Genomic DNA, 24,309 nt, shown 5'->3' on the forward strand with positions numbered 1-24,309 from the left:
TCATAAATAATCCTTCCAACTATCTAGGTCGAGCCAGCCAATCCTTCCCAAGGTCGCCACTCCTGCGAAATGTATCAATCTGGATAATTCATACGTCCAATTCAGTTGAACGTCTTCGGAAACTGCCTTGGAAGCGAGGGGAGCAAGTCCGAGTATTGATATTTTTCGAATTTGCCCCTGATTCGCCCAATGCCGACTTTCGACCAAGGGCTTCAGCGCCGCGAGGCTCTGTGTCGCACCTTCCGCCCAAGCGGGGACCGGGACAATGAGATGACGCTCATCTCTATCCCACAGAGCGCCCGGGAAAAATCCATAATCAAAACGTGGGAGCACTGCTGAATTGGTCTCTAGCTCGTACAGCAAGTTGAGCGCCGCCGACAGATCATTGCGCGCTGTGTTCTGCTCATCCCAGGGTATATGCTCATCGCGGCGGTGCGTAGGAATGGCATCCGGTCGAATGGGTAAGCCTGTAAAGAATTTTTGATGGCCATTGTTGAAGCATAGTCTCAGCCACACTGCCAAAAAATTGTCAAACCAGCCAACCATGTGACCAAGCTGCGAATCGGGCGCTTGTGGGGTGGAAAATTGATCAAGCCAAGCTGATACGACAGCTCGTTGGGGTTCGATCGCTATCGCTTGTAGGCACCCCAGCCCATGTCGCGTTTGAATCCAAAGAAATACATCATCGGTGTTTGGGAATTCATCAGCTTCTGGCTTGCAAATGGCTTGCACTATCTCGCAATCATAGGCTTCCCGCAGCTTTGCGTGCCCTTTATCATTCGGGAATGGGTCTATAACCGTTAAAGAGGTTCCTGCGGACCTGAATGGCTTTAATTGGCTAAAAAACTCTTGGAGATAAGGCTCGCTCGCGCTCCATCCAGTGGCAATCAAAGAATGTTGCGTGAAGCACAGCTTCATGCTGTTCTCAACTAATGGAGGCTGCTCCGTTAGGCAGCGAGCCAGTTCTTCTTGCGTGAGCACAAAGGTGCCATCCCCATCCAATAATGAGTCGACGCAACCGTGCGGTTTATAGACGATTACCGTTTGTTGATCGGTAGTCTGAATTACTTTAGACGGAACCCACGACTCATACCAGCGGATCCACCCTTGCGGCAGGGTCGCGGAAGAATTTCGATTGTTTTTGTAGTGTTCGACTCCAACGCTTGCTAGTGCGCGTTCGAGCCATACGTCCCAATTCAGCGACCATATGGAGTGCCATCTTCTTTCTCGAGCTAATCGTGCAATTACTCGATGCCTGGCTGTGCTGCCTCGGAGGGGAATTCTTGTCTTTGCACTCCAGCAGGGGTCACTTGTTACGCGCAGAACTTCCGCTATCTTCCGCTTAGCTTCGAATTCCGTAAGGCCCAAAACCTTTAATGACTCGAATAATTCTCCAGACCAAACATAGAGCGAGAGCGGATCGGTCGTATCTATAGGGCCGCAAGGCTTGACCCCCAAATCTTTTTCAATCTGCTGCTGCCGAGGTTGAATCAGCCCCATTAATTGGCTGGGCAGCGGCACTAGCGAGAACGACATCCCAGCTCCGAGCAGCAACGTCGGTCGAATAGGCGGAGGCAGGGTTGGCCCTACTACAGCTTCGAACAGGTGTGGCGAACTGAAAGGCATCATTCAATGTCCGTTCGATGCCGTCGAGCAGGCAGTCTGTCGTGACGCAAAGCGCATATGCGACGGTTTGTAAGTTTGTTATCACTATACGTGCAGTCCCCTCTCAGGCGGCTTCGGGGTGTCCCGCAATGAGGTCTAGGTTGCGTCAGCGCGAATAACCCAGCCGAGCACCCGTAGAGGTGTCGCCCGCCGTTAGCAGTTGGGGCCTGTCGGCCATAGGCTTGGAGCACTGCGGCTTTCAATCCGTGCTGCTCTTCTTTCAAGAGAGCATCAGGCTTTGCTCGGGGAATGGCTTTCCTTGACCGTAAAAGCGCGTTGCTCCGCCGGATCGTTGCAACGAGAAAGAAGCCGAGTCCAGTTCCGCGCGGGGTTTCCTGCATACCAACTAGGCGCCTACATGGTGCTAGGAGCCAAGGGGATGCGCGAAGACAAAGAAAAACCCGCCACGCTAGCAAGCGTGCGGGTTTCTGAGGCTTGATGAGACACCAAGGTCTCGATATCTGGTCCCGCCGCCAGGAATCGAACCTGGATCTCAGCCTTCGGAGGGCCGAATTCTATCCGTTGAAATACAGCGAGGAATCTGGGTTCCGGCAGAACCGGAGCCACGCATTATCGCCCATCAGACGGCGACTTCTTCATCAGCTTCGTTCCCGATGCCGGCTTTCGAGTTCCGCACAAAGCCCAGGCCGGCCAGGTACACGCGGAAGGTGCGGCGGCCGGTGGGCACCAGGTCGAAGGCCTCCGGGTCGAGCAGCCAGTTCTGGATCAGCCCGCTGATCAGCGCGTGCAGGCCCTGCGCCGCCACGTGGCCGGGCACCGGCAGCTTGATGTGGTCGCGGCGCGCGGCCGTGCGCAGGGCTTTTTCGAAATCGGCGACGCAGGCGTTGCGCGCGTCCAGGTGGCGCTGCTGCACCGAGGCCATGTCGTGGGTGTATTCGACCTTGTGGGTGGCGACGTCGAACACGCGGCGCACCTGGGGGTCGGTGGCCATGAGGGTCAGGGCGTGCACCATGCCCTCTTCGATCTCGCCCAGCGGGTCGTCGTTGAGGCCGGCTGCCGCGGCGGCCCTGGGGCCGGCTTCCAGCGGCAGGATGACGCGCTCCATCATGGCGTTGAAGAGGTCGGCCTTGTCCTTGAAGTGCCAATAGATGGCGCCGCGCGTGGCCCCGGCCTGCTGCGCAATCTGCTGCAGCGAGGTCTGCGAGACGCCTTGCGCCTGAAACAGCAGCTCCGCGGCATCGAGCAAGCGATGCCGCGTGGCCAGTGCCTCTTCCTTCGTACGACGTGCCACCAAGTCTCCCGTTTTGTAAAGCCAAGCCCTTTCGGTATCGTGGGGCCATTGGGGTTGTCACTATACATCCATGAATGTATGTAAACTAGCGGGCTTCCCCGATGGCCCGGCTGCTTTTGCTGGTTTTCTGTTCGCTTCGCGAACACGCCGTCTCCCGTCTTTGCTTCAAAGGATTCGCATGCCTCTCCTGCATGTTTCGCGTCAATCGTCGTTTTCGCCGCGCCTCGCGATCGTGGCCGCTGTCGTGGTGTTGGCGCTCGCGGCCTGTTCCAAGGGCGATGCGCCCGCCGGACCGGGCGGCGCAGGCGGTGGTGGTGGCGGCGCCCGGCCCGCTCCTGAAGTGGGCGTGGTGGTTGCCACGCCAACCGACGTGGGCCTGGTGACCGAGCTGCCGGGCCGCCTCGAAGCCTCCCGCGTGGCCCAGGTTCGCGCCCGCGCCTCGGGCATCCTGCTGAAGCGCGAGTTCCGCGAAGGCAGCGACGTGAAGGCCGGCCAGCTGCTGTTCCGCATCGATCCGGCGCCGCTGGTGGCCGCTGCGCAAAACGCCCAGGCCACGCTGGCCCGTGCCGAAGCCAACGCCGTGCAGGCCAAGGCACTGGCCGACCGCTACAAGCCGCTGGTCGAGGCCAATGCCGTGAGCAAGCAGGAATACGCGACGGCCGTAGCCTCGCAAAAGACGGCCGAGGCCGACGTGGCCGCGGGCCGCGCCGCGGTGCAGACCGCCAAGATCAACCTCGGCTACGCCAACGTAACCTCGCCCATCTCGGGCCGCATCGGCCGCGCGCTGGTGACCGAAGGCGCGCTGGTGGGCCAGGGCGACGCGACCGAGCTGGCCGTGGTGCAGCAGATCAGCCCGATGTACGTGAACTTCACGCAGTCGGCGTCCGACGTGCTGAAGCTGCGCCGTGCGCTGGCCGCGGGCCAGTACAAGCGGGCCAACGGCGAAGAAGCCGCCAGCGTCACAGTGGTGCTGGAAGACGGCACCGAATACGCGCTGCCCGGCAAGCTGCTGTTCTCCGACCTGACGGTGGATTCGACCACCGGCCAGGTCACGCTGCGCGCCGAAGTGCCCAACCCCAAGGGCGAGCTGCTGCCCGGCCTGTATGTGCGGGTGAGGCTGGAGCAGGCGCAGGCCAGCAACGCGATCACCGTTCCCCAGCAGGCCGTGACGCGCACCCAGCAGGGCGACACGGTGTCGGTGGTGGGTGCCGACGGCAAGATCAGCCAGCGAAACGTAAAGATCAGCGCCGCCAAGGACAACCAGTGGGTGGTGCTCGACGGCCTGAAGGCGGGCGAGCAGGTGATGGTCGACGGCTTCCAGAAGCTGCAGATGATGCCGCCCGGCACGCCCGTGAAGGCGGTGCCGTGGAAGAAGCCGACGCCGAATGGCGCGGCGCAACCAGCCGGACAAGCGGCAGCACAACCAGCAGCGCAGGCGGCCTCCGCCCCGGCGGCGGCAGCCAGCGGTCCGGCGTCTGCCGCGGCCGAGAAGAAGTAATCAGGAGCGCGCCCGCATGGCCAAATTCTTTATCGACCGACCGATCTTCGCCTGGGTGATCGCGCTGTTCATCCTGGTGATGGGCGGCGTCGCCATTACCCAGCTGCCGATCTCGCAGTACCCGCCGGTGGCACCGCCGGCCATCGTCATCAACGTCGCCTACCCCGGCGCCTCGGCCCAGACGCTGGAGGACAGCGTGCTGTCCGTCGTCGAGCGCGAGATGAACGGTTCGCCGGGCCTGATCTACATGGAGTCGGTGGCCCAGGCCGACGGCACGGGCACCATCACCATCAGCTTCCAGGCCGGCACCAACCCCGACCTGGCGCAGGTGGACGTGCAGAACCGGCTCTCCCGCGCCACGCCGCGCCTGCCGGCCGCCGTGACGCAGCAGGGCGTGCGCGTGGACAAGGCGCGCAACAACTTCCTGCTGTTCGCGATGCTGTCCTCGGACAACCCGGACTTCACCCCGGTGGCGCTCGGCGACTATGCCGCGCGCAACATCGTGCCCGAGCTGCAGCGCGTGGTGGGCGTGGGCCAGGCCCAGCTGTTCGGCACCGAGAACGCGATGCGCATCTGGGTCGATCCGGCCAAGCTGCAGGGCTTCAATCTGTCGGCCACCGACGTGAACAACGCCATCCGCGCGCAGAACGCCCAGGTGTCCTCTGGCTCCATCGGCGACTTGCCCAACATCCCCGGCCAGGCCATTGCGGCCACGGTGGTGGTGAACGGCCAGCTCGCCAATGTGGAGCAGTTCAAGAACATCATTCTGCGTGCCAACACCGACGGCTCGGCCGTGCGGCTGAAAGACGTGGCGCGGGTTGAGCTTGGCGGGCAGTCGTATGCCACCTCGGCGCGCCTGAACGGCGTGCCCGCGGTCGGTATCGGCGTGCAGCCCACGCCCAACGGCAACGCGCTTCAATCGGCCAAGGCAATCCGCGCCAAGATGACCGAGCTCGAGCGCTTCTTCCCGCCGGGCGTGAAGTGGACCATTCCGTACGACAGCTCGCGCTTCGTGCAGATCTCCATCACCGAAGTGGTCAAGACGCTGCTCGAAGCGGTGGCGCTGGTGTTCGTGGTGATGTTCCTGTTCTTGCAGAACTGGCGCTACACGATCATTCCAACCATCGTGGTGCCCATTGCACTGCTGGGCACCTTCGCCTCGCTGCTTGCGCTGGGCTTCTCGATCAACGTGCTGACCATGTTCGGCATGGTGCTGGTGATCGGTATCGTGGTGGACGACGCCATCGTGGTGGTCGAGAACGTCGAGCGCATCATGAGCGAAGAGGGGCTCTCGCCTCTGGAAGCCACGCGCAAGGCCATGAAGCAGATCTCGGGCGCCATCATCGGCGTGACCGTGGTGCTGATTTCGGTGTTTGTGCCGCTGGCGTTCTTTGCGGGCTCGACCGGCAACATCTACCGCCAGTTCTCGGCGGTGATGGTGACCTCGATCGCCTTCTCGGCCTTCATGGCGCTGTCGCTCACGCCTGCCCTGTGCGCCACGCTGCTCAAACCGGTGGAAGCCGGCCACCACCACGAGAAGACCGGCTTCTTCGGCTGGTTCAACCGGGGTTTCACGCGCACGGCCAAGGGCTATGAAAGCCTGGTTGCACGCATCCTGCGCCGCGCCGCGCGCTACCTGATCATCTACGTGGCGATCATCGGCGCGGTGGTGTTCACCTACATGCGGCTGCCAAGCTCGTTCCTGCCGGCAGAAGACCAGGGCAACATCATCGTGAACGTGCAGCTGCCCCCGGGCGCCACGCAAGAGCGCTCGCTGGCGGTCATGCAGCAGGTTGAAAACTTCATCCTGAAGCAGCCCGAAGTGCAGAGCATGGTGGGCGTGATGGGCTTCAGCTTCTCGGGCCAGGGCCAGAACGCGGGCCTCGCCTTCGTGACGCTGAAGGACTGGGAAGAACGGAAGGACCCGGCCCACTCGGCCCAGGCGCTGGCGGGTCGCGCCTTCGGTGCGCTCTCGGGCATCCGAGACGCCTTCATCTACCCGCTGAGCCCGCCGCCCATTCCTGAACTTGGCAATGCCAGCGGCTTCAGCTTCCGTCTGCAGGACCGCTCGGGCGCGGGCCACGAGGCGCTCATCAATGCGCGCAACCAGCTGCTGGGCATGGCGGGGCAGAGCAAGATCCTGTCGCAGGTGCGCCCCGACGGCCTGGAAGACGCGCCGCAGCTGCAGATCGACATCGACCGCGACAAGGCGAACGCGCTGGGCGTGACCTTCGACGCGATCAACGCAACACTGTCGACCGGCCTGGGTTCGAGCTACATCAACGACTTTCCGAACCGCGGCCGCCTGCAGCGCGTGGTGGTGCAGGCCGATGCGCCGGCCCGCATGCAGCCCGACGACTTGCTGCGCCTGAACGCCAGCAACACGCAGGGCCAGCCGGTGCCACTGTCGGCCTTTGCCACCACCAAGTGGGTGAAGGGCGCCACGCAGACCGTGCGCTACAACGGCTATCCGGCCATCCGCATCAGCGGCGACGCCGCGGCGGGCTTCAGCACGGGCGCCGCCATGGCCGAGATGGAAAAGCTCGCCGCTCAGCTGCCGCAAGGCTTCGGCTTTGAATGGACGGGCCAGTCGCGCGAAGAAAAGCTCGCGGGTTCGCAGGCCATCGTGCTGTACGGCTTCGCGATCCTGGCGGTGTTCCTGTGCCTGGCCGCGCTGTATGAAAGCTGGTCGATCCCGCTGTCGGTGATTCTGGTGGTGCCGCTGGGCGTGCTGGGCGTGCTGCTGGCGACGATGCTGCGCGCCTACTCCAACGACGTGTACTTTCAGGTGGGGCTGATCACCATCATCGGCCTCTCGGCGAAAAACGCGATCCTGATCATCGAGTTTGCGAAGGACCTGCAGGCGCAGGGCAAGGGCATCATCGAATCGGCCCTGGCCGCGGCCCACCTGCGGTTCCGGCCAATCGTCATGACCTCGCTGGCCTTCGGCCTGGGCGTGGTGCCGCTGGTGCTCGCCTCGGGCGCCGGCTCGGCCAGCCAGCGCGCCATCGGCACGGGTGTGCTGGGCGGCATGGTCACGGGCACGGCGCTGGCGGTGATCTTCGTGCCGGTGTTCTTCGTGGTGGTGCGCAGCCTGTTCAAGGGCAGCGCGCGCCAGCATGAAGCCGACAAGCGGCATGCAGAGGCAGCCGGCATCACGGAGGAAAAAGCACATGACTAAGAAACTGATTCCCACAGCCCTGGCAGCGGCCATGCTGCTGGCCGGCTGCTCGCTGATTCCGACCTACGAGCGCCCCGCGGCGCCGGTGCCGACCACCTTTCCGGGCGACCCGGCGCAGCCGGCCGGCCCGGCCGCGGCGGCCGTGCCGTGGGAAGACTTCTTTACCGACGCGCGTCTGAACGGGCTGATCCGCACCGCGCTGGAGAACAACCGCGACCTGCGGGTCTCGGTGCTCAACATCGAGCAGGCGCGTGCGCAGTTCCAGGTCCAGCGTTCGTCGCTGTTCCCGGCGGTCGGCCTCACGGGCAGCGGATCGCGCTCGAGCCCCAATCCCTATCAGGCCTTCGACAGCAGCGTGGGCAGCGTGTCGTCGCAGTACAGCGTCAACCTGGGCATCACGGCTTGGGAGATCGACTTCTTCGGCCGCGTCCGCGCGCTGAAGGACCAGGCGCTGGGGCAATACCTGGCCACCGAGGAATCGCGCAAGGCCGCCCAGGTGAGCCTGATTGCGGCCGTTGCCACCGGCTGGCTCACGCTGATTGCCGACGACGAACTGCTCGAGCTCACGCGCCAGACGCTGGGCACGCGCGAAGAATCGGTGCGCCTGACCAAGATGCGCTTCGACAACGGCGTTTCGTCCGAGCTCGACTTCCAGGCCGCCAATTCGCTCGCCGAAACCGCGCGCGCCTCTTATGCGCAGCAGCAGCGCACGCGCATGCAGGACGAGAACGCGCTCGCCCTGCTGCTGGGCGCGCCGGTTCCGGCCAGCGCCACGGCGGGCGGGGTCAAGGGCCTGGACAGCGTGCAGCCGATGCCCGACGTGCCGGCCGGCCTGCCCTCCGACCTGCTGGCCGAGCGGCCCGACATCCGCGCGGCCGAGCAGCAGCTGATTGCGGCCAACGCCAACATCGGCGCGGCGCGCGCCAACTTCTTCCCGCGCGTCTCGCTGACCACGACGCTGGGCACCGCGAGCAGCGAGTTCTCGGGCTTGTTTGACAGCGGCTCCAAGGCCTGGTCGTTCGCGCCTTCGGTCACGCTGCCGATCTTCGACGCGGGCCGCAACCGGGCGACGCTCGACTCGGCCAAGGCCGGGCGCGAGATTGCCGTGGCGCAGTACGAGAAGTCGATCCAGACCGCATTCCGCGAAGTGGCCGATGCCCTGGCCGGCCGCGCCACGCTGGGCGAGCAGGTGCGTGCGCAGCGCGCGCAGGCCGACGCCGAGTCGGTGCGCTTCCGGCTCTCCGACATGCGCTACCGCAACGGCATCGCGAGCGCGCTCGACCTGCTCGATGCGCAGCGCTCGCTCTACACGGCCCAGCAATCGGCCGTCACCACGCGGCTCTTGCAGCTGCAAAACCAGGTCACGCTCTACAAGACGCTGGGCGGCGGCTGGGCCACCAAAGACGGCAAGGGCTGAGGCTTTCGCGCGACGGCTCCGGGTAGGCCTTCCGTCCTTTGGGCGGGGGGCCTCTCTATAATCGCCGGTTGATTCGAAAAAGCCCCCCGACGAGCCCCCGTTATTGAGGACGCCAATGAGCGCAGACCCGCATTACCAGGCCAAAGAAGAAGCCCACTCCGGCCCGATCAAGAACCCGAGGCAACTGCTGCTCGCGGTATTTTTCTCCTTCGTTGTACCCATCCTGATCATCGTGGGCCTCGTGGCCTATGTGGTTTCGGACACCAAGCCCGCGGGCACCGCCGAGGGCGACAACATGGCGCTCTACGGCGTCTCCAAGGATGCGCGCGACCGCGAAGTGGCCGAGCGGCTCAAGAAAGTCGGCGCCATCGAGATCCGCGATGCCAACCGTCCGCTCGCAGCCGGTGAGGCCGTTTTCAAGGCGCAATGCGTGGCCTGCCACGGCGCGCCCGGCATTCCCGGCGCGCCCCACCTGAACGACGCCGCGGCCTGGGGCCCGCGCATCGGCCAGGGCTACGAGACGCTGCTCGACCATGCGCTGCATGGCAAGGGCGCCATGCCGGCCCAGGGCGGCGGCGACTTCGAAGACCTCGAAATCGGCCGTGCCGTGGTCTACATGGCCAACGCCGGCGGCGCCAAGTTCCCGATTCCCGATCGTCCCGCAGCAGCGGGGGCAGCGGCAGCCCCGGCTGAAGGCGCCGCCTCGGCAGCCGCACCGGCTGCCAGCGCAAGCAAGTAAGCACTTCGCTACCAAAGAGAAAGCCGGCTTCGAGCCGGCTTTTTCATGGGCGCCGCAAAGCGCGGCTGCTACTTTGCCAGCGCGGCGAGCCGGCGCGCCGCCGGGCTCAGCACATGGCCGAAACGCTGCGGTAAGTCGCCCGCGAGCACTGCCTCGGGAGTCCACAGGCCCTGCTCCACGGCTTCGGCCGCAAGGCCCACGTCCTGCGTATGGACCAGCCCGAACCCAAGCGGCGTGGCAAGGTAGAGGCGGCCCTGCTCGTCGAGCAGGCAGGCCGTGATGCTGTCGGCCGGCTGCCCCGTATGGGCCGTGACGGCAAAGCCCTTGTCGTCGGCAATGCGCCAGACGAAAGGCGCGGCCGCGAGCTCGACGTAGACGCGCTGCGGCCCGTTCTGGAAGAACCATTGGCCCTCCCCGTCATGGTCGTAGTTGCGCTGGATGAAGTCGATCAGCTTCTCGTGCCGCAGCATCGAGCCCTTCTCTGTCGGGAATGGACCCAGGGCCTGCGTGCGGTCGTCGCGCATGTACCAGTTGCCGCGCGCGTCCAGGCCTAGCCAGCCGTAGCAGTGCGGCACGTTGGGCCACTTGGCAAGCGCCTGTTTAACGATGTCGTCCATGAAAGCTATTGTGCTCGCCCGCGCCCGGAATGGGGGCTGCAAACTGGCTGAGCCAGCCGCCCACTCGCTCCGGCATGCCGCGCACGTGCCCTGGCGGCACCCCGAGTGGAAAACCCACGTGGCCGCCGTGCGCGGGTTGCCACAGCGTGACGTACGGGCCGACCTCGCCGGGGCCGGGCAGGCTGCTGGCCGGAATGAACGGATCGTTGAGCGCATTCACCACCAGCGTGGGCACGCGGATCGCGCCCAGGTGCGGCTTGGATGAACCCCGCGCCCAGTAGTCGTCGGTGTTGAGAAAGCCGTGCAGCGGCGCGGTGAACACGTCGTCGAAGGCATAGAGATCCCGTGCCGCGAGCAGCCGCTCGCGGTCGAACAGCCCGGGAAACTGCGCCAGCTTGGCCAGCGCCTTGGGTTTCATGGTCGAGAGGAACATGCGCGTGTAGACCAGCCGGTTGAAGCCGCGGCCGATGGCCTGGCCGCCGGCAGTCAGATCGACCGGCGCAGACACCGAAGCCACTGCATCGACCGAGGCACGGGCCGTCTCGCCGGCCTCGCAGGCCCAGCGCAGCAGCGCGTTGCCGCCGAGCGAGACGCCGGCCGCCAGCACCGGGCCGCCGCCGCGCAGCGCATGCTGGCCGTGCATGCGTCGCAGGATCCAGCCGATCTCTTCGTAGTCGCCCGAGTGATAGGCGCGCGGCGCCAGGTTCATCTCGCCGCTGCAGCCCCTGAAATGCGGCACCGCAAAGGCCATTCCGCGCGCGGCCGCAAAGGCCGCGAACGCCTCCGCGTAGTGGCTGCGGGAAGAGCCCTCCAGCCCGTGGAAGAGCACCAGCAGCGGCCGCGGGCCGGGCAAGGCCGCATCCACGAAATCGACGTCGATGAAGTCGCCGTCCGGGGCGGTCCAGCGCTCGCGGCGGTACAGCGGCGGCGGCCCGTCGAAGCGGCGGGCATACAGCGCCGGCCAGATGGTCTGCAGGTTGCCGCCCGGCAGCCAGCGCGGCGCCATGTAGCCCATGGACGAATTCATGGAGGGTGAAGGGGGCGGGTCGTCGGAAGGCATCGATCAGTGCAGGGTCTGGGGTGGATCGTTCGAGTCGGTGGGCTCTCGCGCGCTGCCGGGGCTCGCATGGTGGGCCACCAGGCGCCAGCCTTCCACAGTCTTGTGATAGACGTTGGTGGCCAGCACGAAGGCGTGCTTGGGGCCTTCGGCGGTGAGCACCTCGATGCGTTCGAGCACGTTGTGCACGGCGCTCGCGAGCGATTCGATCTTGCGCACGCGCGCCGGTGTCGCATGGATGGCGCCGTTGCCGAACATCTGCTCGAAAGCCGCGCGGATGGCCGTGGCTCCCACCAGCCGCGGCCCGCCCGGATGGACGCAGAACACCTCGTCCTCGTCGGCCCAGCAGGCCATCAATGCGTCGATGTCGCCGCGCTGCAGCGCTTCATAGAAGGCGGCTTCGATGTCGTCGGCAGTGCCGCCGATGGCCGCGGCGGCGCGGAGTGGGGTCTTGGGCATGGCGTGATTTTGCCGCGCGATCCGTGACTGCGAGCCCGCACCGCTTTGGCCCGGTGCGCACCGCGCGGCGGCAACCACGGCGGTTCATTTGCTCCGTTTTGGACCAAATGGTCAAACAAAAACATCTGCAAACAGTCAAGTTGTTGATTTCAAACAACTTTCTTCTTTGGCACGGGCTATGCATAGGGTTCCAGCACCTCGATACAGGAGCTTTTGCATGAATGTCGGCATCTTCATTCCCATCGGCAACAACGGCTGGCTGCTCTCCGAAAACGCACCGCAGTACAAGCCGAGTTTCGAACTCAACAAGGAGATCACGCTGACGGCCGAGCGCTACGGCGTGGACTTCGTGCTCTCGATGATCAAGCTGCGCGGCTTTGGCGGCAAGACGGAGTTCTGGGACCACAACCTCGAGTCGTTCACGCTCATGGCGGGGCTCGCGGCCGTGACCAGCAAGATCAAGCTCTTTGCCACCGCCGCCTCGCTGGTGATGCCGCCGGCCATCGTCGCGCGCATGGCGTCGACCATCGATTCGATTTCCAACGGCCGCTTCGGCCTGAACCTCGTCACCGGCTGGCAGCGGCCCGAGTATTCGCAGATGGGCATGTGGCCCGGCGACCAGTTCTTCGGCACGCGCTACCAATACCTCTCCGAATACATCCAGGTGCTGCGCGACCTGTGGGGTACCGGCCAGTCGGACTTCAAGGGCGCGCACTTCCAGATGGACGACTGCCGCCTGAGCCCGCAACCGAAGGCCGACATGAAGGTGATCTGCGCGGGCCAGAGCGATGCGGGCATGGACTTCTCGGCAAAGTACGCCGACTACAACTTCTGCTTCGGCAAAGGCGTGAACACGCCAAAGGCCTTTGCGCCCGCGGCCGAGAAGCTGATCGAAGCCACGCGCAAGACCGGCCGCCACGTCACCACCTATGTGCTGGTGATGGTGATTGCCGACGAAACCGACGATGCCGCGCGCGCCAAGTGGGAGCACTACAAGGCCGGCGCCGACCACGAGGCCATTGCGTGGCTGGGCCAGCAGGGCGCGGCCGACACGAAGTCGGGCGCCGACACCAACGTGCGCCAGATGACCGACCCGACCTCGGCCGTCAACATCAACATGGGCACGCTGGTCGGCTCCTATGCCACCGTGGCGGGCCTGCTCGACGAGATGGCCGAGGTGCCGGGCACCGAAGGCGTGCTGCTCACTTTCGACGACTTTGTGCAGGGCGTGCAAGCCTTTGGCGAGCGCATCCAGCCGCTGATGAAGAGCCGCGCGCACGTGCAGAGCCCCGTGGCTTCGCAGGTCGAATCCGAGCGCCTCGCGGCCTGAAGGGAACGAAGCGCATGGCTACGCCCGCACGCAACACCACGCTCACCTCGACCACGCCCGTCGGTGCCCCGCGCCTGCCCGGCGCACCCGCGCCGATGGTGCTGCCCGCCCGGCCGGAACCGCTGGCGCTGCATGCCACCGACTCGGCCCTGATCGTGGTCGACATGCAGAACGCCTATGCGTCGATCGGCGGCTACGTCGACTCGGCGGGCTTCGACATTTCAGGCGCGCAAGGCACCATCGCCAACATCGCGCGCACCATCGCGGCAGCGCGCGCGGCCGGCATGCTGGTCGTGTTTCTGCAGAACGGATGGGATGCGGCCTACGTCGAAGCCGGCGGCCCGGGTTCGCCCAACTGGCACAAGTCGAACGCGCTCAAGACCATGCGCGCCAAGCCCGAACTCGAGGGCAAATTTCTCGCCAAGGGCGGCTGGGACTACGAACTCATTGACCAGGTGAAGCCGCAACCCGGCGACATCGTGGTGCCCAAGACACGCTACAGCGGCTTCTTCAACAGCACGCTCGACAGCACCCTGCGTTCGCGAGGCATCCGCCACCTGGTGTTCACCGGCATTGCGACCAACGTGTGCGTCGAGTCGACGCTGCGCGATGCGTTCCACCTCGAATACTTCGCCGTGATGCTCGAAGACGCGACGCACGAGCTTGGCGGTGCGGCCATACAGAAGGCGTCGGTCTACAACGTCGAGACCTTCTTCGGTTGGGTCTCCACGGTGGACCAGTTCTGCGGCACCTTCGCGCCGGCCGCCGTTGCTCAACCTGCCCCGGCCGAAGTGGCCATTGCCTGATTTTTTCAAAGGAGCCCATCCCATGCCCAAGCAAGCCATCATCCCGGCCGGAACCACCACGCCGATCGCTCCGTTCGTGCCCGGCACCATGGCCGACGGCATCGTCTACGTGTCGGGCACGCTGCCCTTCGACAAGGACAACAACGTGGTCCACGTGGGCGACGCCTCCGCGCAGACGCGCCACGTGCTCGAGACGATCCAGAACGTGATCAGGACGGCCGGCGGCACCATGGACGACGTGACCTTCAACATGATCATGATCAAGGACTGGGCCGACTACGCGAAGATCAACACGGTGTATGCCGAGTTCTTTCCGGGCACCAAGCCCGCGCGCTATTGCATCCAGTGCGGCCTGGTCAAACCCGATGCGCTGGTCGAGATTGCCTCGATCGCCCACGTCGGCAACAAGGCCTGAACATGCCGCTGCACTACGAAGTGCACGGGCCGACCGATGGCGAGGCGGTGCTGCTGTCGTCGGGGCTCGGCGGTTCGTCCGCCTTCTGGCAACCGCAGATTGGCGCGCTGGTGGAAGCGGGCCATCGCGTGATTGCGTACGACCAGCGCGGAACGGGCCGCAGCCCCGCCGCGCTGGACGCGGGCTACGCCATTGCCGACATGGCGCGCGACGTGGTGCGGATCCTCGACGCCACGTCGACGCCGCGCTGCCACCTGGTGGGCCATGCGCTGGGCGGGCTCGTCGGCCTGCAGCTTGCACTCGACGAATCCTCGCGCGTGGCCAGCCTGGTGCTGGTCAATGCGTGGTCCAAGCCCAATCCGCATTCGGCGCGATGCTTCGATGCGCGGCTTGCGCTGCTCGATGCCTGCGGCCCGCGTGCCTACGTCGAAGCGCAGCCGATCTTCTTGTACCCCGCGGCCTGGTGCGCTGAACACGCGCAGCGCGTGGCAGATGAGGTCGACCATGCCTTTGCGCATTTCCCGGGCGAAGCCAACATGCGCGCGCGCATTGCCGCATTGCGCGCCTTCGACATCGATGCGCGCCTTGGCGACATCACCGCGCCCACGCTGGTGGCCGCCGCCATGGACGACGCGCTGGTGCCGTGGACCTGCTCCCAGCACCTGGCCGATGGCCTGCACGACGTGACGCTCCACTTCATGCCGCACGGCGGTCATGCGCACAGCGTGACCGAGGCCGACGCCTTCAACCGCAGCCTGCTCGACTTTCTTTCCCGGGTCAGCGCACCCGGCGTACTCGCATGACCAACGCAACCGCTCTCGACGACGCCGCACTGGCGCTTCTTTTTACCGAAGCGCGCAGCCACAACGGCTGGACCGCCGAACCCGTCACCGACGCGCAGATCCGGCAGATCTACGCGCTCGCATGCATGGGCCCGACATCGGCCAACTGCTCGCCCGCGCGCTTCGTGTTCGTTCGCACGCCCGAAGGCAAGCAGCTTCTCGCGCCTGCGCTTTCCAAGGGCAACCTCGACAAGACGATGACGGCGCCCGTCACCGTGATTGCCGCGTGGGACCGCAAGTTCTACGACAAGCTTCCCACGCTGTTTCCGCATGCCGATGCCCGCAGCTGGTTCACCGGCAGCCCCGAGGCCGCGCACGAAACCGCCTTTCGCAATGCCAGCTTGCAGGCAGGCTACCTGCTGCTCGCCGCGCGCGCCGTGGGGCTCGATGCGGGGCCGATGTCAGGCTTCGACAAGTCCAAGGTCGATGCCGCATTCTTCGAGGGGACCGACTGGACCACCAACTTCCTGATCAACCTCGGGCACGGCGATGCGGCCAAGGTGTTCGGCCGCCTGCCGCGGCTGGCCTTCGACGAAGCCTGCCTGCTCGCCTGACGCCCACGGGAGTTTCTACTAATGCTGCTGAATGCAATGGCTTCCAACACCGTCGCGCCGGCCGGCGCGCCGCACGCGCTGCCCAAGGCCGATTACCGCAATGCGATGGCGCGGCTGGGTGCCGCCGTCAACATCATCACCACCGACGGTCCGGCCGGCCGCGCCGGCTTCACTGCTTCGGCAGTGTGCAGCGTGACCGACGAACCGCCGATGCTGCTGGTGTGCCTGAACCGTTCGGCCTCGGTGTACCCCGCGTTCACGGCCAACGGCGTGCTCTGCGTGAACGTGCTGGCTGCGGGGCACCAGGCGCTCTCTGGCCTGTTCGGCGGCAAGACGCCGATGGACGAGCGCTTTGCAGCCGCACGGTGGAGTCGCAAGGCCACCGGCTCGCCGGTGCTAGACGACGCCGCAGCCTCGTTCGACTGCCGCGTGGTGCACGCCACCAGCGCGGGCACGCACGACGTGCTGTTCTGCGAAGCGCTGGCGATTGCCATCGGCGGGGCGGCGCAGAGCCTCATCTACTTCGATCGCCGCTATCACGAGATCGCAGCGCCGCCGCACTGAGCGGTCTTGTCTACCCTCTCCTTCGTCTTCTCCCCTCTCCCTCTGGGAGAGGGTTAGGGTGAGGGCAGCGGCCCTCGCAATCGCACCGCATCTTCCAACGCCGTCGGCCCTCACCCCCGCCCTCTCCCGGAGGGAGAGGGAGTAATTCCTAACGCGGCGCAATCCCTTGCAGCACGATCCGCTGCACGTTCTCCACCGTCTGCTCGAAGAACGCCGCATCTTCCAGCGTGTGCCCCGTCAGCGCCTGCACCTGCACGCCGAAATCCGCATAGTGCTGCGTGATGGCCCACAGCGCGAAGATCAGGTGATGCGGATCGACCGGCGCGAGCTTGCCGGCCTCGATCCATGAGCGAATGACCTCCGACTTGCGCTCCACCAGCGTGCGCAGTTCGCGGTCGAGCTCGTCGCGCAGGAGCGGCGCGCCCTGGATCATTTCCAGGCAGAACAATCGCGATGCATCCGGCCGGTCGCGCGAGATCACGAGCTTGCGGCGGATGTAGCCGCCAATGGCTTCGCCAGGGTCTTGCTCGGCACTGAATCCGCGCAGCGGCTCGAGCCACAGTTCGAGCAAGTCGCGCAGCACGCTGACGTACAGCTCCTCCTTGTTCGCGAAGTAGTAGAGCAGGTTGCTCTTGGACACGTCGGCGCGCGCCGCCACCTGGTCGATCGACGTTCCGTGCAGTCCGAAGCGCGAGAACAAGCCCAGCGCCGCGCCGAGGATGGCGCTGCGCTTGTCCTCGATCTGGCGCAGCCTGCGGCTCACCGCCGATGCGCTGCGCACCGCCGGTTTCGCGCGCTTGCGCGCCGGGCTTTTTGTGCTGCTGGCTGCGGCCAGCGCCTTGGTCTTCGGCATCTTCCCTCGCTTCTCGATTACGGACTCTTCTTTCAACGCGCACCACTGTAAGGCCGCGGTGCATCGCGTTGCGCCAAGCCGGCCTTTGAAGCTCTGCGCGCGCACCATGCTGACGCGGCAAATGCGTTTTGTCCATTTGGTCCAACTGGCACAGACGTTGCATGGCGAAAGGCATGCCAAGCACGAGGACGACCGACACATGACGCTCCTGTCCGTACCCATCATCGATCTCGCGCCCTACTTCGGCGGCACGGCCGAAGGCAAGGCCGAGATCGCAAAGCAGGTCGACGAGGCTTGCCGCAGCATCGGCTTTCTCGTCATCACGAACCACGGCATTCCGGCCGAACTCATCGCGCGCGTGTCGCAGCTCTCGCGCCAGTTCTTCGACATGCCGCTGGCCGAGAAACGCAAGGTCGATCGTCCACGCCAGGATGCCGTGCGCGGCTACAGCGCGGTCGGCGAAGAAGGCCTTTCCTACAGCCTGGAAGAGGCCGCGCCAGGCGACTTGAAGGAATCGTTCTCGATCGGCCCTTCGAACGTGCCCAACGACGACTACCACCGCGGCCCCGCCGCCGGCCCCCACTTCGAGCCCAACAGCTGGCCGCCCATCGACGGATTCCGCGAAGCGTACGAGAGCTACTTCGAAGCCATGAGCGATCTCTCGCGCTCGCTGATGCGCATCTTCGCGCTCGGCCTTTCGCTCGACGAGCCGTTCTTCGACAACAAGATCGACAAGCACATCAGCATGTTCCGCGTGCTGAGCTATCCGCCGCAGCGCGAAGCGCCGCTGCCGGGCCAACTGCGCGCCGGCGCGCACAGCGACTATGGCAGCCTCACCATCGTGCTGCCCGACGACAAGGGCCTGCAGGTGTTCAACAAGGCGGGACAGTGGGTCGACGTGCCGCAGGTGGAAGGCGGCCTGGTCGTCAACATTGCCGACCTGATGATGCAGTGGACCAACGACCAGTGGGTGTCCACGCTTCACCGCGTGGTCAACCCGCCGTTCGAGGTGGCGAGCACCAACCGCCGCCAGTCGCTGGTGTTCTTTCACCAGCCCAACTACGACGCGATGGTCGAGTGCCTGCCGAGCTGCCTTGCGCCGGGCGAGCAGCCGAAGTACGCACCCATTTCGTCGGGCGACCATCTCACGTCGAAGTTCGTGAAACAGACCACCTTCGGCGGCACCAAGGCCGTGGCCTGAGCATGGCGCATCTGTCTTACGTCAACGTCTTTGCGAAAGACGTGGTTGCGCTCAGCGGCTTCTATCAGCGCGTGTTCGGCTTTCCGGAAATCGAGGCGATCCGATCGCCGATCTTCCGCGGTCTGGACACCGGCAAGTCGAGCCTGGGCTTCAATGCGCTCGATGCCTACGAGCTGCTGCACCTGGCCGAATTTTCTGACACGCGCGGCGTGAAGTTTTTGCTGAACATCGATGTCGACAGCAAGGACGACGTGGACCGCATGGTGCCGGTCGCGCTCGAGGCCGGCGCCACGCTGGTGAAGCCGCCCTACGTCACCTACTACAACTGGTACCAGTCGGTGCTGCTCGATCCCGAGGGCAACGTGTTCCGCATCAACTTCATGATGTGACGGCACCCGGCACGCCCTCGATCCCTTCTCGCTCTTTTCCTTGACTTGATCTCCACGAAAGGTCGCTCCATGCTGCGCATTCCCCCCCACGGCTTCACCTCCGGCCTTGCACTGTCGCTCGCAGCTGGCGGCGCGACGTTCGCGCTGCCCGCAACGGCGGCCGACGGCTTCACTCTGAAGGACAAGCCGAAGATCGCGATGCTCTATTTCGGCCCGAAGAACGACGGCGGCTGGACGCAGGCCTTCGACGAGGCACGGGCAAAGGTCGAGAAGGAAATCGGCCAGAAGATCCAGTTTGTCGAGAACGTGCCCGAAGACGCCTCGGCCATCAAGCCCGCAGCCGAGAAGTTCATCCAGCGCGGCGCCAACATCGTGATCGGCACAGCCTTCGGCTACTCCGACAGCTTCAAGGACCTGGCCGCCAAGTACCCCGGCGTGGCTTTTCTCAACGGCTCGGGCACCACCAACGGCAGCAACCTCGAATCGTTCTACGGCCGCACCTACGAGAGCCAGTATCTCTGCGGCATGGCCGCGGGCGCGGCCTCCAAGACCGGCAAGCTCGGATTCGTCGCGGCCAACCCCTTCGGCGTCGTGAACTGGACCATCAACGCCTTTGCGTTGGGCGCGCAGAAGATGAACCCCAACGCCACGGTCAACGTGATCTACACCGGCGCATGGAATGACCCGGTGAAGGAACGCGCCGCCGCCGCCGCGCTGATCGACCAGGGCGCCGACGTGATCGGCCAGCACGTCGACTCGCCCACGCCGCAGATCGTGGCGCAGGAGCGCGGCGTGTACGGCACCGGCCACCACCGCGACCTGCGCCAGTTTGCGCCCAAGGCCACGCTGTGCTCGTCGGTGTGGGTGTGGGACCGTTTCCTGACACCCGAGCTCAAGAAGATCATGGCCGGCAACTGGAAGCCCGCGCCCTACGGCGCCTTCATCGAGATGAAGGACGGCGGCACCGACATCGCGGGCTTCGGCCCCGCGGTGCCCAAGGACAAGGCCGCGCAGATCACCGCCGAGCGCGACGCCATCATGAAGGGCAAGCAGGTCTACGCCGGCCCGCTCGCCGACCGCGACGGCAATGAGCGCGTGGCCAAGGGCGCGGTGCTGTCGGATGCCGATCTCTGGAAGATGGACTGGTTCATCAAGGGCGTGGTCACGCAGAAGTAAGAAGGCGACGCCAATGCCCAACGCGCTCGAGCTCACCGGCATCCGCAAGTCCTTCGACGGCTTTGCGGCGCTGACCGACGCGCACTTCGAGGCGCGCTGGGGCGAAGTGCATGCGCTGCTGGGCGAGAACGGCGCGGGCAAGTCCTCGCTCATGAACATCGCGGCCGGGCTCTATGCGCCGGAAGCCGGCCAGCTGCTGGTCGACGACAACGTGGTGCGCTTTGCCGGACCGGCCGATGCGGCCAGGCACCGCATCGGCATGGTCCACCAGCATTTCAAGCTGGTGCGGCCTTTCACGGTGGCAGAGAACATCTTGCTCACCGCGCCGGCGCCTGCGGAGTTTCAAAGCCACGGGGAACGCTTGCGCGAGATCTCGCGCGACATCCGCAACAAGGCCTCGGAGCTGGGCTTCGAGATCGATCCCGCCAGGCGCATCGACGCGCTCTCCATCGCCGAACAGCAGCGCGTCGAGATTCTCAAGGTGCTGCTTGCGGGTGCGCGCATCCTGATCCTCGACGAGCCCACCGCGGTGCTCACCGACCAGGAAGCCGCACGCCTCTTGCAGACGGTGCAGGGCCTCGCGCGCAGCGGCTCCGCCGTGGTGCTGGTCACGCACAAGATGGCCGATGTGAAGACCTATGCCGATCGGGTGACGGTGATGCGCGGCGGCCGCACGGTGGCGACGCTGGAGCCGGGCGCCACGCCGGTGGCCGACCTCGTGAGGCTGACTGTCGGTGAATCGATTGCCACGCAAGACTTCCAGCCGGCGAAGTCGCCGCGCGGCCCGGTGCGGCTCACGGTGCGCGGCCTGCGCTCGGCCGCGTCGGCGCAGGGCCGCCGCGTGCTCGACGGTGTCGACCTCCAGCTGCATGCGGGCGAAATCTACGGGCTGGCCGGTGTCGGCGGCAACGGCCAGGGCGAACTGGCCGGCGCCATCATGGGCCTGCCCGATGCCGGCGGCGCGCTCGAAGGCGAGATCCATCTCGAAGGCCATGGCGATCTCAAGGCCATGGGCGCACCGGAGCGCCGCAACGTGGGCATTGCCGCGATTCCGGCCGACCGCTACGGGCTGGCGCTCGCGGGCAGTCTTTCCGTGGCCGAGAACTACGCCATCGGCCGCGTGCACACGGGACGCTACGGTCCCGCCTGGCATCTGCGAAAAGGCCGCATTCAGGAAGACACGCAGGAAGCGGTGCGCGCCTTCGATGTGCTGGGGGTGCGCTCGGTGGCGCAGAAGGCCGCGCTGCTCTCCGGCGGCAATGCGCAAAAGCTGGTGCTCGCGCGCGAGTTCGGCAAGTCGCCCTCGCTGGTGCTGGCGCACAGCCCGAGCCGCGGGCTCGACGTGCGCGCGAGCGCCGAGGTGCATGCGCGCCTGCGCGCTGCGCGCGACGGCGGTGCCGCAGTGCTGCTGATCAGCGAAGACCTCGACGAGGTGCTGCAACTCGCCGACCGCGTGGGCGTGATGACGCGCGGCCGCATTGCCGGCGAATTTGCGCAGCCCGCGGACCGGCAGGCCATCGGACAGGCGATGGTGGACCATGGCTGACGCATCGCTCGCGGCCATTGCGCAGCCAGCGCAAACCGATTCGGACGCGGCGCAGCGCGCGCGGCAGCGCCAGCCGCTGGCGCGCCGGCGCTATGCGCTCGAGATTCGCCAGCACATGGGCTGGCAGCGGCAAGCGCTGATCCTTGCCATCGCGATCCTTGTCGGGCTGGCGATTTCCGCCGCCATCCTCGTGGCCGCCGGCGTTCCCGCGGACGAGCTCGCCAACGAGTTCGTCACGCAGACTTTCTTCGACGGCCAGAACTTTCGCGCCGTGCTGTTCCAGGCCGCGCCCATGATCCTCGTGGGCCTTGCGGGCTCGCTGGCGTTTCGCGCGCGCTTCTGGAACCTGGGGCTCGAAGGGCAGATGGTCTGGGGCGCCATCGGCGCCACGGCCATTTCGATGTGGCAGGTCGGGCCCGAGCCGCTCCGCCTGCCGCTGATGTTCGCGGCCGCCATCGGCTGCGGGCTGCTCTGGGTGCTGGGGCCGGCGTGGCTGAAGATCAGGCTCGGCGTGAACGAGATCATCTCCACGCTGATGCTCAACTACATGGCGGCCAACTTTTTGCTGCACCTGGTCTATGGCGGCTGGAAGGACCCGAAGGACAACTTCCCCTATTCGCCGCAGTTCCGCGCCTTCGAACGGCTGCCCGAACTGGGCGCCGGCGTGAGCAGCGCGATCTTGCTGGCGGCCGTGGTGGCACTCGTCGCATGGTGGCTGGTGAGCGTGAGCCGGGCCGGGCTGTACCTGCGCTTCGTCGATGCCAATCCGCGCGTCGCGCATGCCAACGGCGTGCCGGTGCGCCGCACCATCTATGGCGCCGTGCTGCTGTCGGGCGCGATGGCCGGGCTCGCGGGCTTCGCGGTGGCCTCGGGCCAGGAAGGGCGGCTCACGCAGGCCTTCTACCAGGGCTATGGCTTCTCGGGCATCCTGATTGCCTTTCTCGCGCGCAACAACCCGCTCGCGGCCACCGTGGTGGCGCTGCTGGTGGCGGCCTTGTTTGTCACCGGCCGCAGCCTGCAGGTGTTCTACCAGGTGCCGTTCTCGATGGTGCAGCTGATCCAGGCCATCATCGTGGTGTGCGTGGCATCGAGCGATTTCTTCATTCGCCATCGGCTGCGCCGCGTGGGCGAGGAGGCTGCTCAGTGAGCGGAAGCATCGTTGTCAACTGGCTCGCAAGCACGCCGGACTTTGCGGTGCCCTATGCGCTTGCGGCGCTGGGGCTCATCATCAGCGAGCGCGCGGGCGTGCTCTCGCTCGGCGCCGAAGGGCTGATGCTGGTCGGCGCGCTGGCTGGCATCGGCGCACAGCTGGCGCTCGGGCAGCCGGCCGTGTCGCTGGTACTTGCGATGCTCACGGCCAGCGCGGTCTCCCTGCTGTTCGCGGTGATGGTGATCTGGCTGCGCGTGAACCAGGTGATCGCGGGGCTGGCGCTGGTGTTCTTTTGCCAAGGCCTCACGGCGCTCGTCGGCTCGCTGGCCGAATGGACCAACCACGCGACCGAAGGCATCGGCGGCATGGCGCTGTGGCCGCTGTCGCTGCTACCCGGCGTGGGCCGGCTGTTCGAGCAGAACGCCATGGTGTGGCTCACGCTGCCGATCTTCATTGCGGTGGCCTGGTTCTTCTCGCGCACCTCGGCGGGGCTGCGGCTGCGCGCGGTGGGCGAGAACCCGCAAGCTGCCGATGCGGCCGGCCTCCGCGTCGCCATGTGGCGGCTTGCGGCGGTGCTCGCGGGCTCGGCGCTGGTGGGCTTGGCGGGCGCGTACATCTCGGTGGTCAGCACCAAGCTCTGGATCGCGGGCATGACCGGCGGGCGCGGCTGGATCGCCGTGGGGTTGGTGATCTTCGCGCGCTGGTCGCCGTGGAAGGCGCTGGTGGGGGCGCTGCTGTTCGGCTGCATCGAGGCGCTGATTCCGCAGCTTGCGGCGGCCGGCGTGCAGCTGCCGCAGTACTTCGTGATGATGACGCCGTATGCCGTGACGCTGGGCGTGATGGTCTGGGTGGCACTGGCCCGGCGCGGTGGCGACGACGAACCCGGCGCACTCGGCCAGCCCTATGTGCGGGAGGAACGGCGATGAAGGCCTGGGTCTACAACGAAGAGCGCGAACTCGACCCCGCGCAGTTCGCCGACTACCTGAACCCGGCCACCACCGCGGTCGTTTCCATCGACATGCACCGCGGCCATCTGGACGACAGCCCTGACTGCCCGTGCCCCGCGCCGCGGGCGCGCGACGTGGTGGCGCCCATCGACAGTTTTCATGATTCGGCGCGCGCACTGGGCGTTCGCATCGTGCACGTCAAGTCGGTGCTGCGGCCTGGCGGCGTCGACGACGTCCAAGGCATTCCGTCGGCCTGGCGCCGCACCTTTCCACTGCACGTGGGCGCGATTCCGAACGCCGATGCGCATGCCATCGAAGGCTCGCGCTGGACCGAGTGGGTGACGCGCGTCGAGCCCGGCGACATGCGCGTGGAGAGCAAGCGGCGCCTTTCGGCCTTCTACCCGACCGACCTCGACTTTCTGCTGCGCAACCAGCGCATCGAGACGGTGGTGCTCAATGGCGGTTTTACCGACTGCTGCGTGCTCAACACGGCCTTCGACGCCAACAACCACAACTACCGCGTGATCGTGTTGCGCGACCTGGTGCGCGGCACCGATGCGCATCTGGAGAGCGCGGCGCTCGCGATGGTGTCGCTGCACCTCGGGCTGGTGCTCGATTCGGCTGAAATGCTGCACCAGTGGCACCGCTGAA

The 24,309-nt window shown here is 65.9% G+C and carries 23 protein-coding genes and 1 tRNA gene; 17 read left to right on the forward strand and 7 right to left on the reverse strand.

Annotation, left to right across the window (positions count from 1 at the left end):
- From BLR24_RS12385 to BLR24_RS12395, 3 genes are all read right to left on the reverse strand, one after another.
- Positions 1-1,629 (reverse strand): SIR2 family protein, encoded by a 1,629-nt coding sequence (locus BLR24_RS12385; protein ID WP_093017165.1) that lies wholly within the window; start codon positions 1,627-1,629, stop codon positions 1-3.
- 498 nt (positions 1,630-2,127) lie between these two features.
- Positions 2,128-2,202 (reverse strand) — tRNA-Arg (locus BLR24_RS12390).
- Positions 2,203-2,245: 43 nt separating this feature from the next.
- Entirely contained in the window at positions 2,246-2,920 is a 675-nt protein-coding gene (locus BLR24_RS12395; RefSeq protein WP_093017167.1) for a TetR family transcriptional regulator, read from the reverse strand.
- Between the two features lie 175 nt (positions 2,921-3,095).
- Between BLR24_RS12395 and BLR24_RS12400 the strand changes: the two genes are divergently transcribed.
- From BLR24_RS12400 to BLR24_RS12415, 4 genes are all read left to right on the forward strand, one after another.
- On the forward strand, positions 3,096-4,415 hold the full coding sequence (locus BLR24_RS12400) for an efflux RND transporter periplasmic adaptor subunit (RefSeq protein WP_093017169.1): 1,320 nt from the start codon (positions 3,096-3,098) through the stop codon (positions 4,413-4,415).
- Between the two features lie 16 nt (positions 4,416-4,431).
- Complete coding sequence (locus BLR24_RS12405) at positions 4,432-7,596, forward strand: efflux RND transporter permease subunit (RefSeq protein WP_093017171.1); 3,165 nt, start codon at positions 4,432-4,434, stop codon at positions 7,594-7,596.
- Positions 7,589-9,013 carry an efflux transporter outer membrane subunit gene (locus BLR24_RS12410; protein ID WP_093017173.1) on the forward strand — a complete coding sequence of 475 codons (1,425 nt, stop codon included), beginning with the start codon at positions 7,589-7,591 and terminating at the stop codon, positions 9,011-9,013. Before BLR24_RS12405 ends, BLR24_RS12410 begins: the two co-directional genes overlap by 8 nt.
- A gap of 115 nt (positions 9,014-9,128) precedes the next feature.
- Positions 9,129-9,752, forward strand: a complete 624-nt coding sequence (locus BLR24_RS12415) for a c-type cytochrome (protein ID WP_093017175.1) — start codon at positions 9,129-9,131, stop codon at positions 9,750-9,752.
- Positions 9,753-9,820: 68 nt separating this feature from the next.
- On the opposite strand, the gene BLR24_RS12420 is transcribed toward BLR24_RS12415, so the two are convergent.
- From BLR24_RS12420 to BLR24_RS12430, 3 genes are read right to left on the reverse strand one after another with little or no spacing between them, the layout of a single operon-like run.
- On the reverse strand, positions 9,821-10,369 hold the full coding sequence (locus BLR24_RS12420; protein WP_093017177.1) for a DUF2946 family protein: 549 nt from the start codon (positions 10,367-10,369) through the stop codon (positions 9,821-9,823).
- Positions 10,353-11,384 (reverse strand): YheT family hydrolase, encoded by a 1,032-nt coding sequence (locus tag BLR24_RS12425; RefSeq protein ID WP_093017392.1) that lies wholly within the window; start codon positions 11,382-11,384, stop codon positions 10,353-10,355. The genes BLR24_RS12420 and BLR24_RS12425 overlap by 17 nt, the downstream gene beginning before the upstream one ends.
- A gap of 48 nt (positions 11,385-11,432) precedes the next feature.
- Complete coding sequence (locus BLR24_RS12430; protein WP_093017179.1) at positions 11,433-11,885, reverse strand: YybH family protein; 453 nt, start codon at positions 11,883-11,885, stop codon at positions 11,433-11,435.
- A gap of 217 nt (positions 11,886-12,102) precedes the next feature.
- Between BLR24_RS12430 and rutA the strand changes: the two genes are divergently transcribed.
- Genes rutA through rutF form a run of 6 tightly spaced genes read left to right on the forward strand, consistent with a single transcriptional unit; the run spans position 12,103 to position 16,396 of the window.
- Positions 12,103-13,215, forward strand: coding sequence for a pyrimidine utilization protein A (gene rutA / locus BLR24_RS12435; protein WP_093017181.1), 1,113 nt, complete (start codon positions 12,103-12,105; stop codon positions 13,213-13,215).
- A gap of 14 nt (positions 13,216-13,229) precedes the next feature.
- Complete coding sequence (rutB, locus tag BLR24_RS12440; protein ID WP_093017183.1) at positions 13,230-14,021, forward strand: pyrimidine utilization protein B; 792 nt, start codon at positions 13,230-13,232, stop codon at positions 14,019-14,021.
- A 22-nt stretch (positions 14,022-14,043) separates the two neighbouring features.
- Entirely contained in the window at positions 14,044-14,436 is a 393-nt protein-coding gene (gene rutC / locus BLR24_RS12445; protein ID WP_055808050.1) for a pyrimidine utilization protein C, read from the forward strand.
- 2 nt (positions 14,437-14,438) lie between these two features.
- The gene (rutD, locus tag BLR24_RS12450; RefSeq protein WP_093017185.1) at positions 14,439-15,239 is read left to right on the forward strand and encodes a pyrimidine utilization protein D; all 801 of its coding nucleotides are present in this window, start codon (positions 14,439-14,441) and stop codon (positions 15,237-15,239) included.
- Positions 15,236-15,832 carry a malonic semialdehyde reductase gene (locus BLR24_RS12455; RefSeq protein WP_093017187.1) on the forward strand — a complete coding sequence of 199 codons (597 nt, stop codon included), beginning with the start codon at positions 15,236-15,238 and terminating at the stop codon, positions 15,830-15,832. The genes rutD and BLR24_RS12455 overlap by 4 nt, the downstream gene beginning before the upstream one ends.
- A 36-nt stretch (positions 15,833-15,868) precedes the next feature.
- A complete protein-coding gene (gene rutF / locus BLR24_RS12460) occupies positions 15,869-16,396 on the forward strand; it encodes an NADH-dependent FMN reductase RutF (protein ID WP_368086193.1) in 528 nt (175 codons plus the stop codon).
- A 148-nt stretch (positions 16,397-16,544) separates the two neighbouring features.
- Here the strand turns inward: rutF and rutR are convergent, their stop codons facing one another.
- Entirely contained in the window at positions 16,545-17,249 is a 705-nt protein-coding gene (gene rutR, locus BLR24_RS12465; RefSeq protein WP_093017191.1) for an HTH-type transcriptional regulator RutR, read from the reverse strand.
- Between the two features lie 199 nt (positions 17,250-17,448).
- Between rutR and BLR24_RS12470 the strand changes: the two genes are divergently transcribed.
- The 7 genes from BLR24_RS12470 to BLR24_RS12500 all read left to right on the forward strand — a co-directional run bounded on the left by BLR24_RS12470 (position 17,449) and on the right by BLR24_RS12500 (position 24,308).
- On the forward strand, positions 17,449-18,450 hold the full coding sequence (locus tag BLR24_RS12470; RefSeq protein ID WP_093017394.1) for an isopenicillin N synthase family dioxygenase: 1,002 nt from the start codon (positions 17,449-17,451) through the stop codon (positions 18,448-18,450).
- Positions 18,451-18,452: 2 nt separating this feature from the next.
- Entirely contained in the window at positions 18,453-18,839 is a 387-nt protein-coding gene (locus BLR24_RS12475) for a VOC family protein (protein WP_093017193.1), read from the forward strand.
- A gap of 69 nt (positions 18,840-18,908) precedes the next feature.
- Positions 18,909-20,015, forward strand: a complete 1,107-nt coding sequence (locus tag BLR24_RS12480; protein WP_093017195.1) for a BMP family ABC transporter substrate-binding protein — start codon at positions 18,909-18,911, stop codon at positions 20,013-20,015.
- A gap of 13 nt (positions 20,016-20,028) precedes the next feature.
- Positions 20,029-21,561, forward strand: coding sequence for an ABC transporter ATP-binding protein (locus tag BLR24_RS12485; RefSeq protein WP_093017197.1), 1,533 nt, complete (start codon positions 20,029-20,031; stop codon positions 21,559-21,561).
- A complete protein-coding gene (locus BLR24_RS12490) occupies positions 21,554-22,708 on the forward strand; it encodes an ABC transporter permease (RefSeq protein ID WP_175543257.1) in 1,155 nt (384 codons plus the stop codon). The genes BLR24_RS12485 and BLR24_RS12490 overlap by 8 nt, the downstream gene beginning before the upstream one ends.
- Entirely contained in the window at positions 22,705-23,637 is a 933-nt protein-coding gene (locus BLR24_RS12495; RefSeq protein ID WP_093017199.1) for an ABC transporter permease, read from the forward strand. The genes BLR24_RS12490 and BLR24_RS12495 overlap by 4 nt, the downstream gene beginning before the upstream one ends.
- The gene (locus tag BLR24_RS12500) at positions 23,634-24,308 is read left to right on the forward strand and encodes a cysteine hydrolase family protein (RefSeq protein ID WP_093017201.1); all 675 of its coding nucleotides are present in this window, start codon (positions 23,634-23,636) and stop codon (positions 24,306-24,308) included. Before BLR24_RS12495 ends, BLR24_RS12500 begins: the two co-directional genes overlap by 4 nt.
- Position 24,309: the final 1 nt, after the last annotated feature.

The organism is Variovorax sp. OV700, from assembly GCF_900099805.1.
Lineage (GTDB): Bacteria > Pseudomonadota > Gammaproteobacteria > Burkholderiales > Burkholderiaceae_C > Variovorax.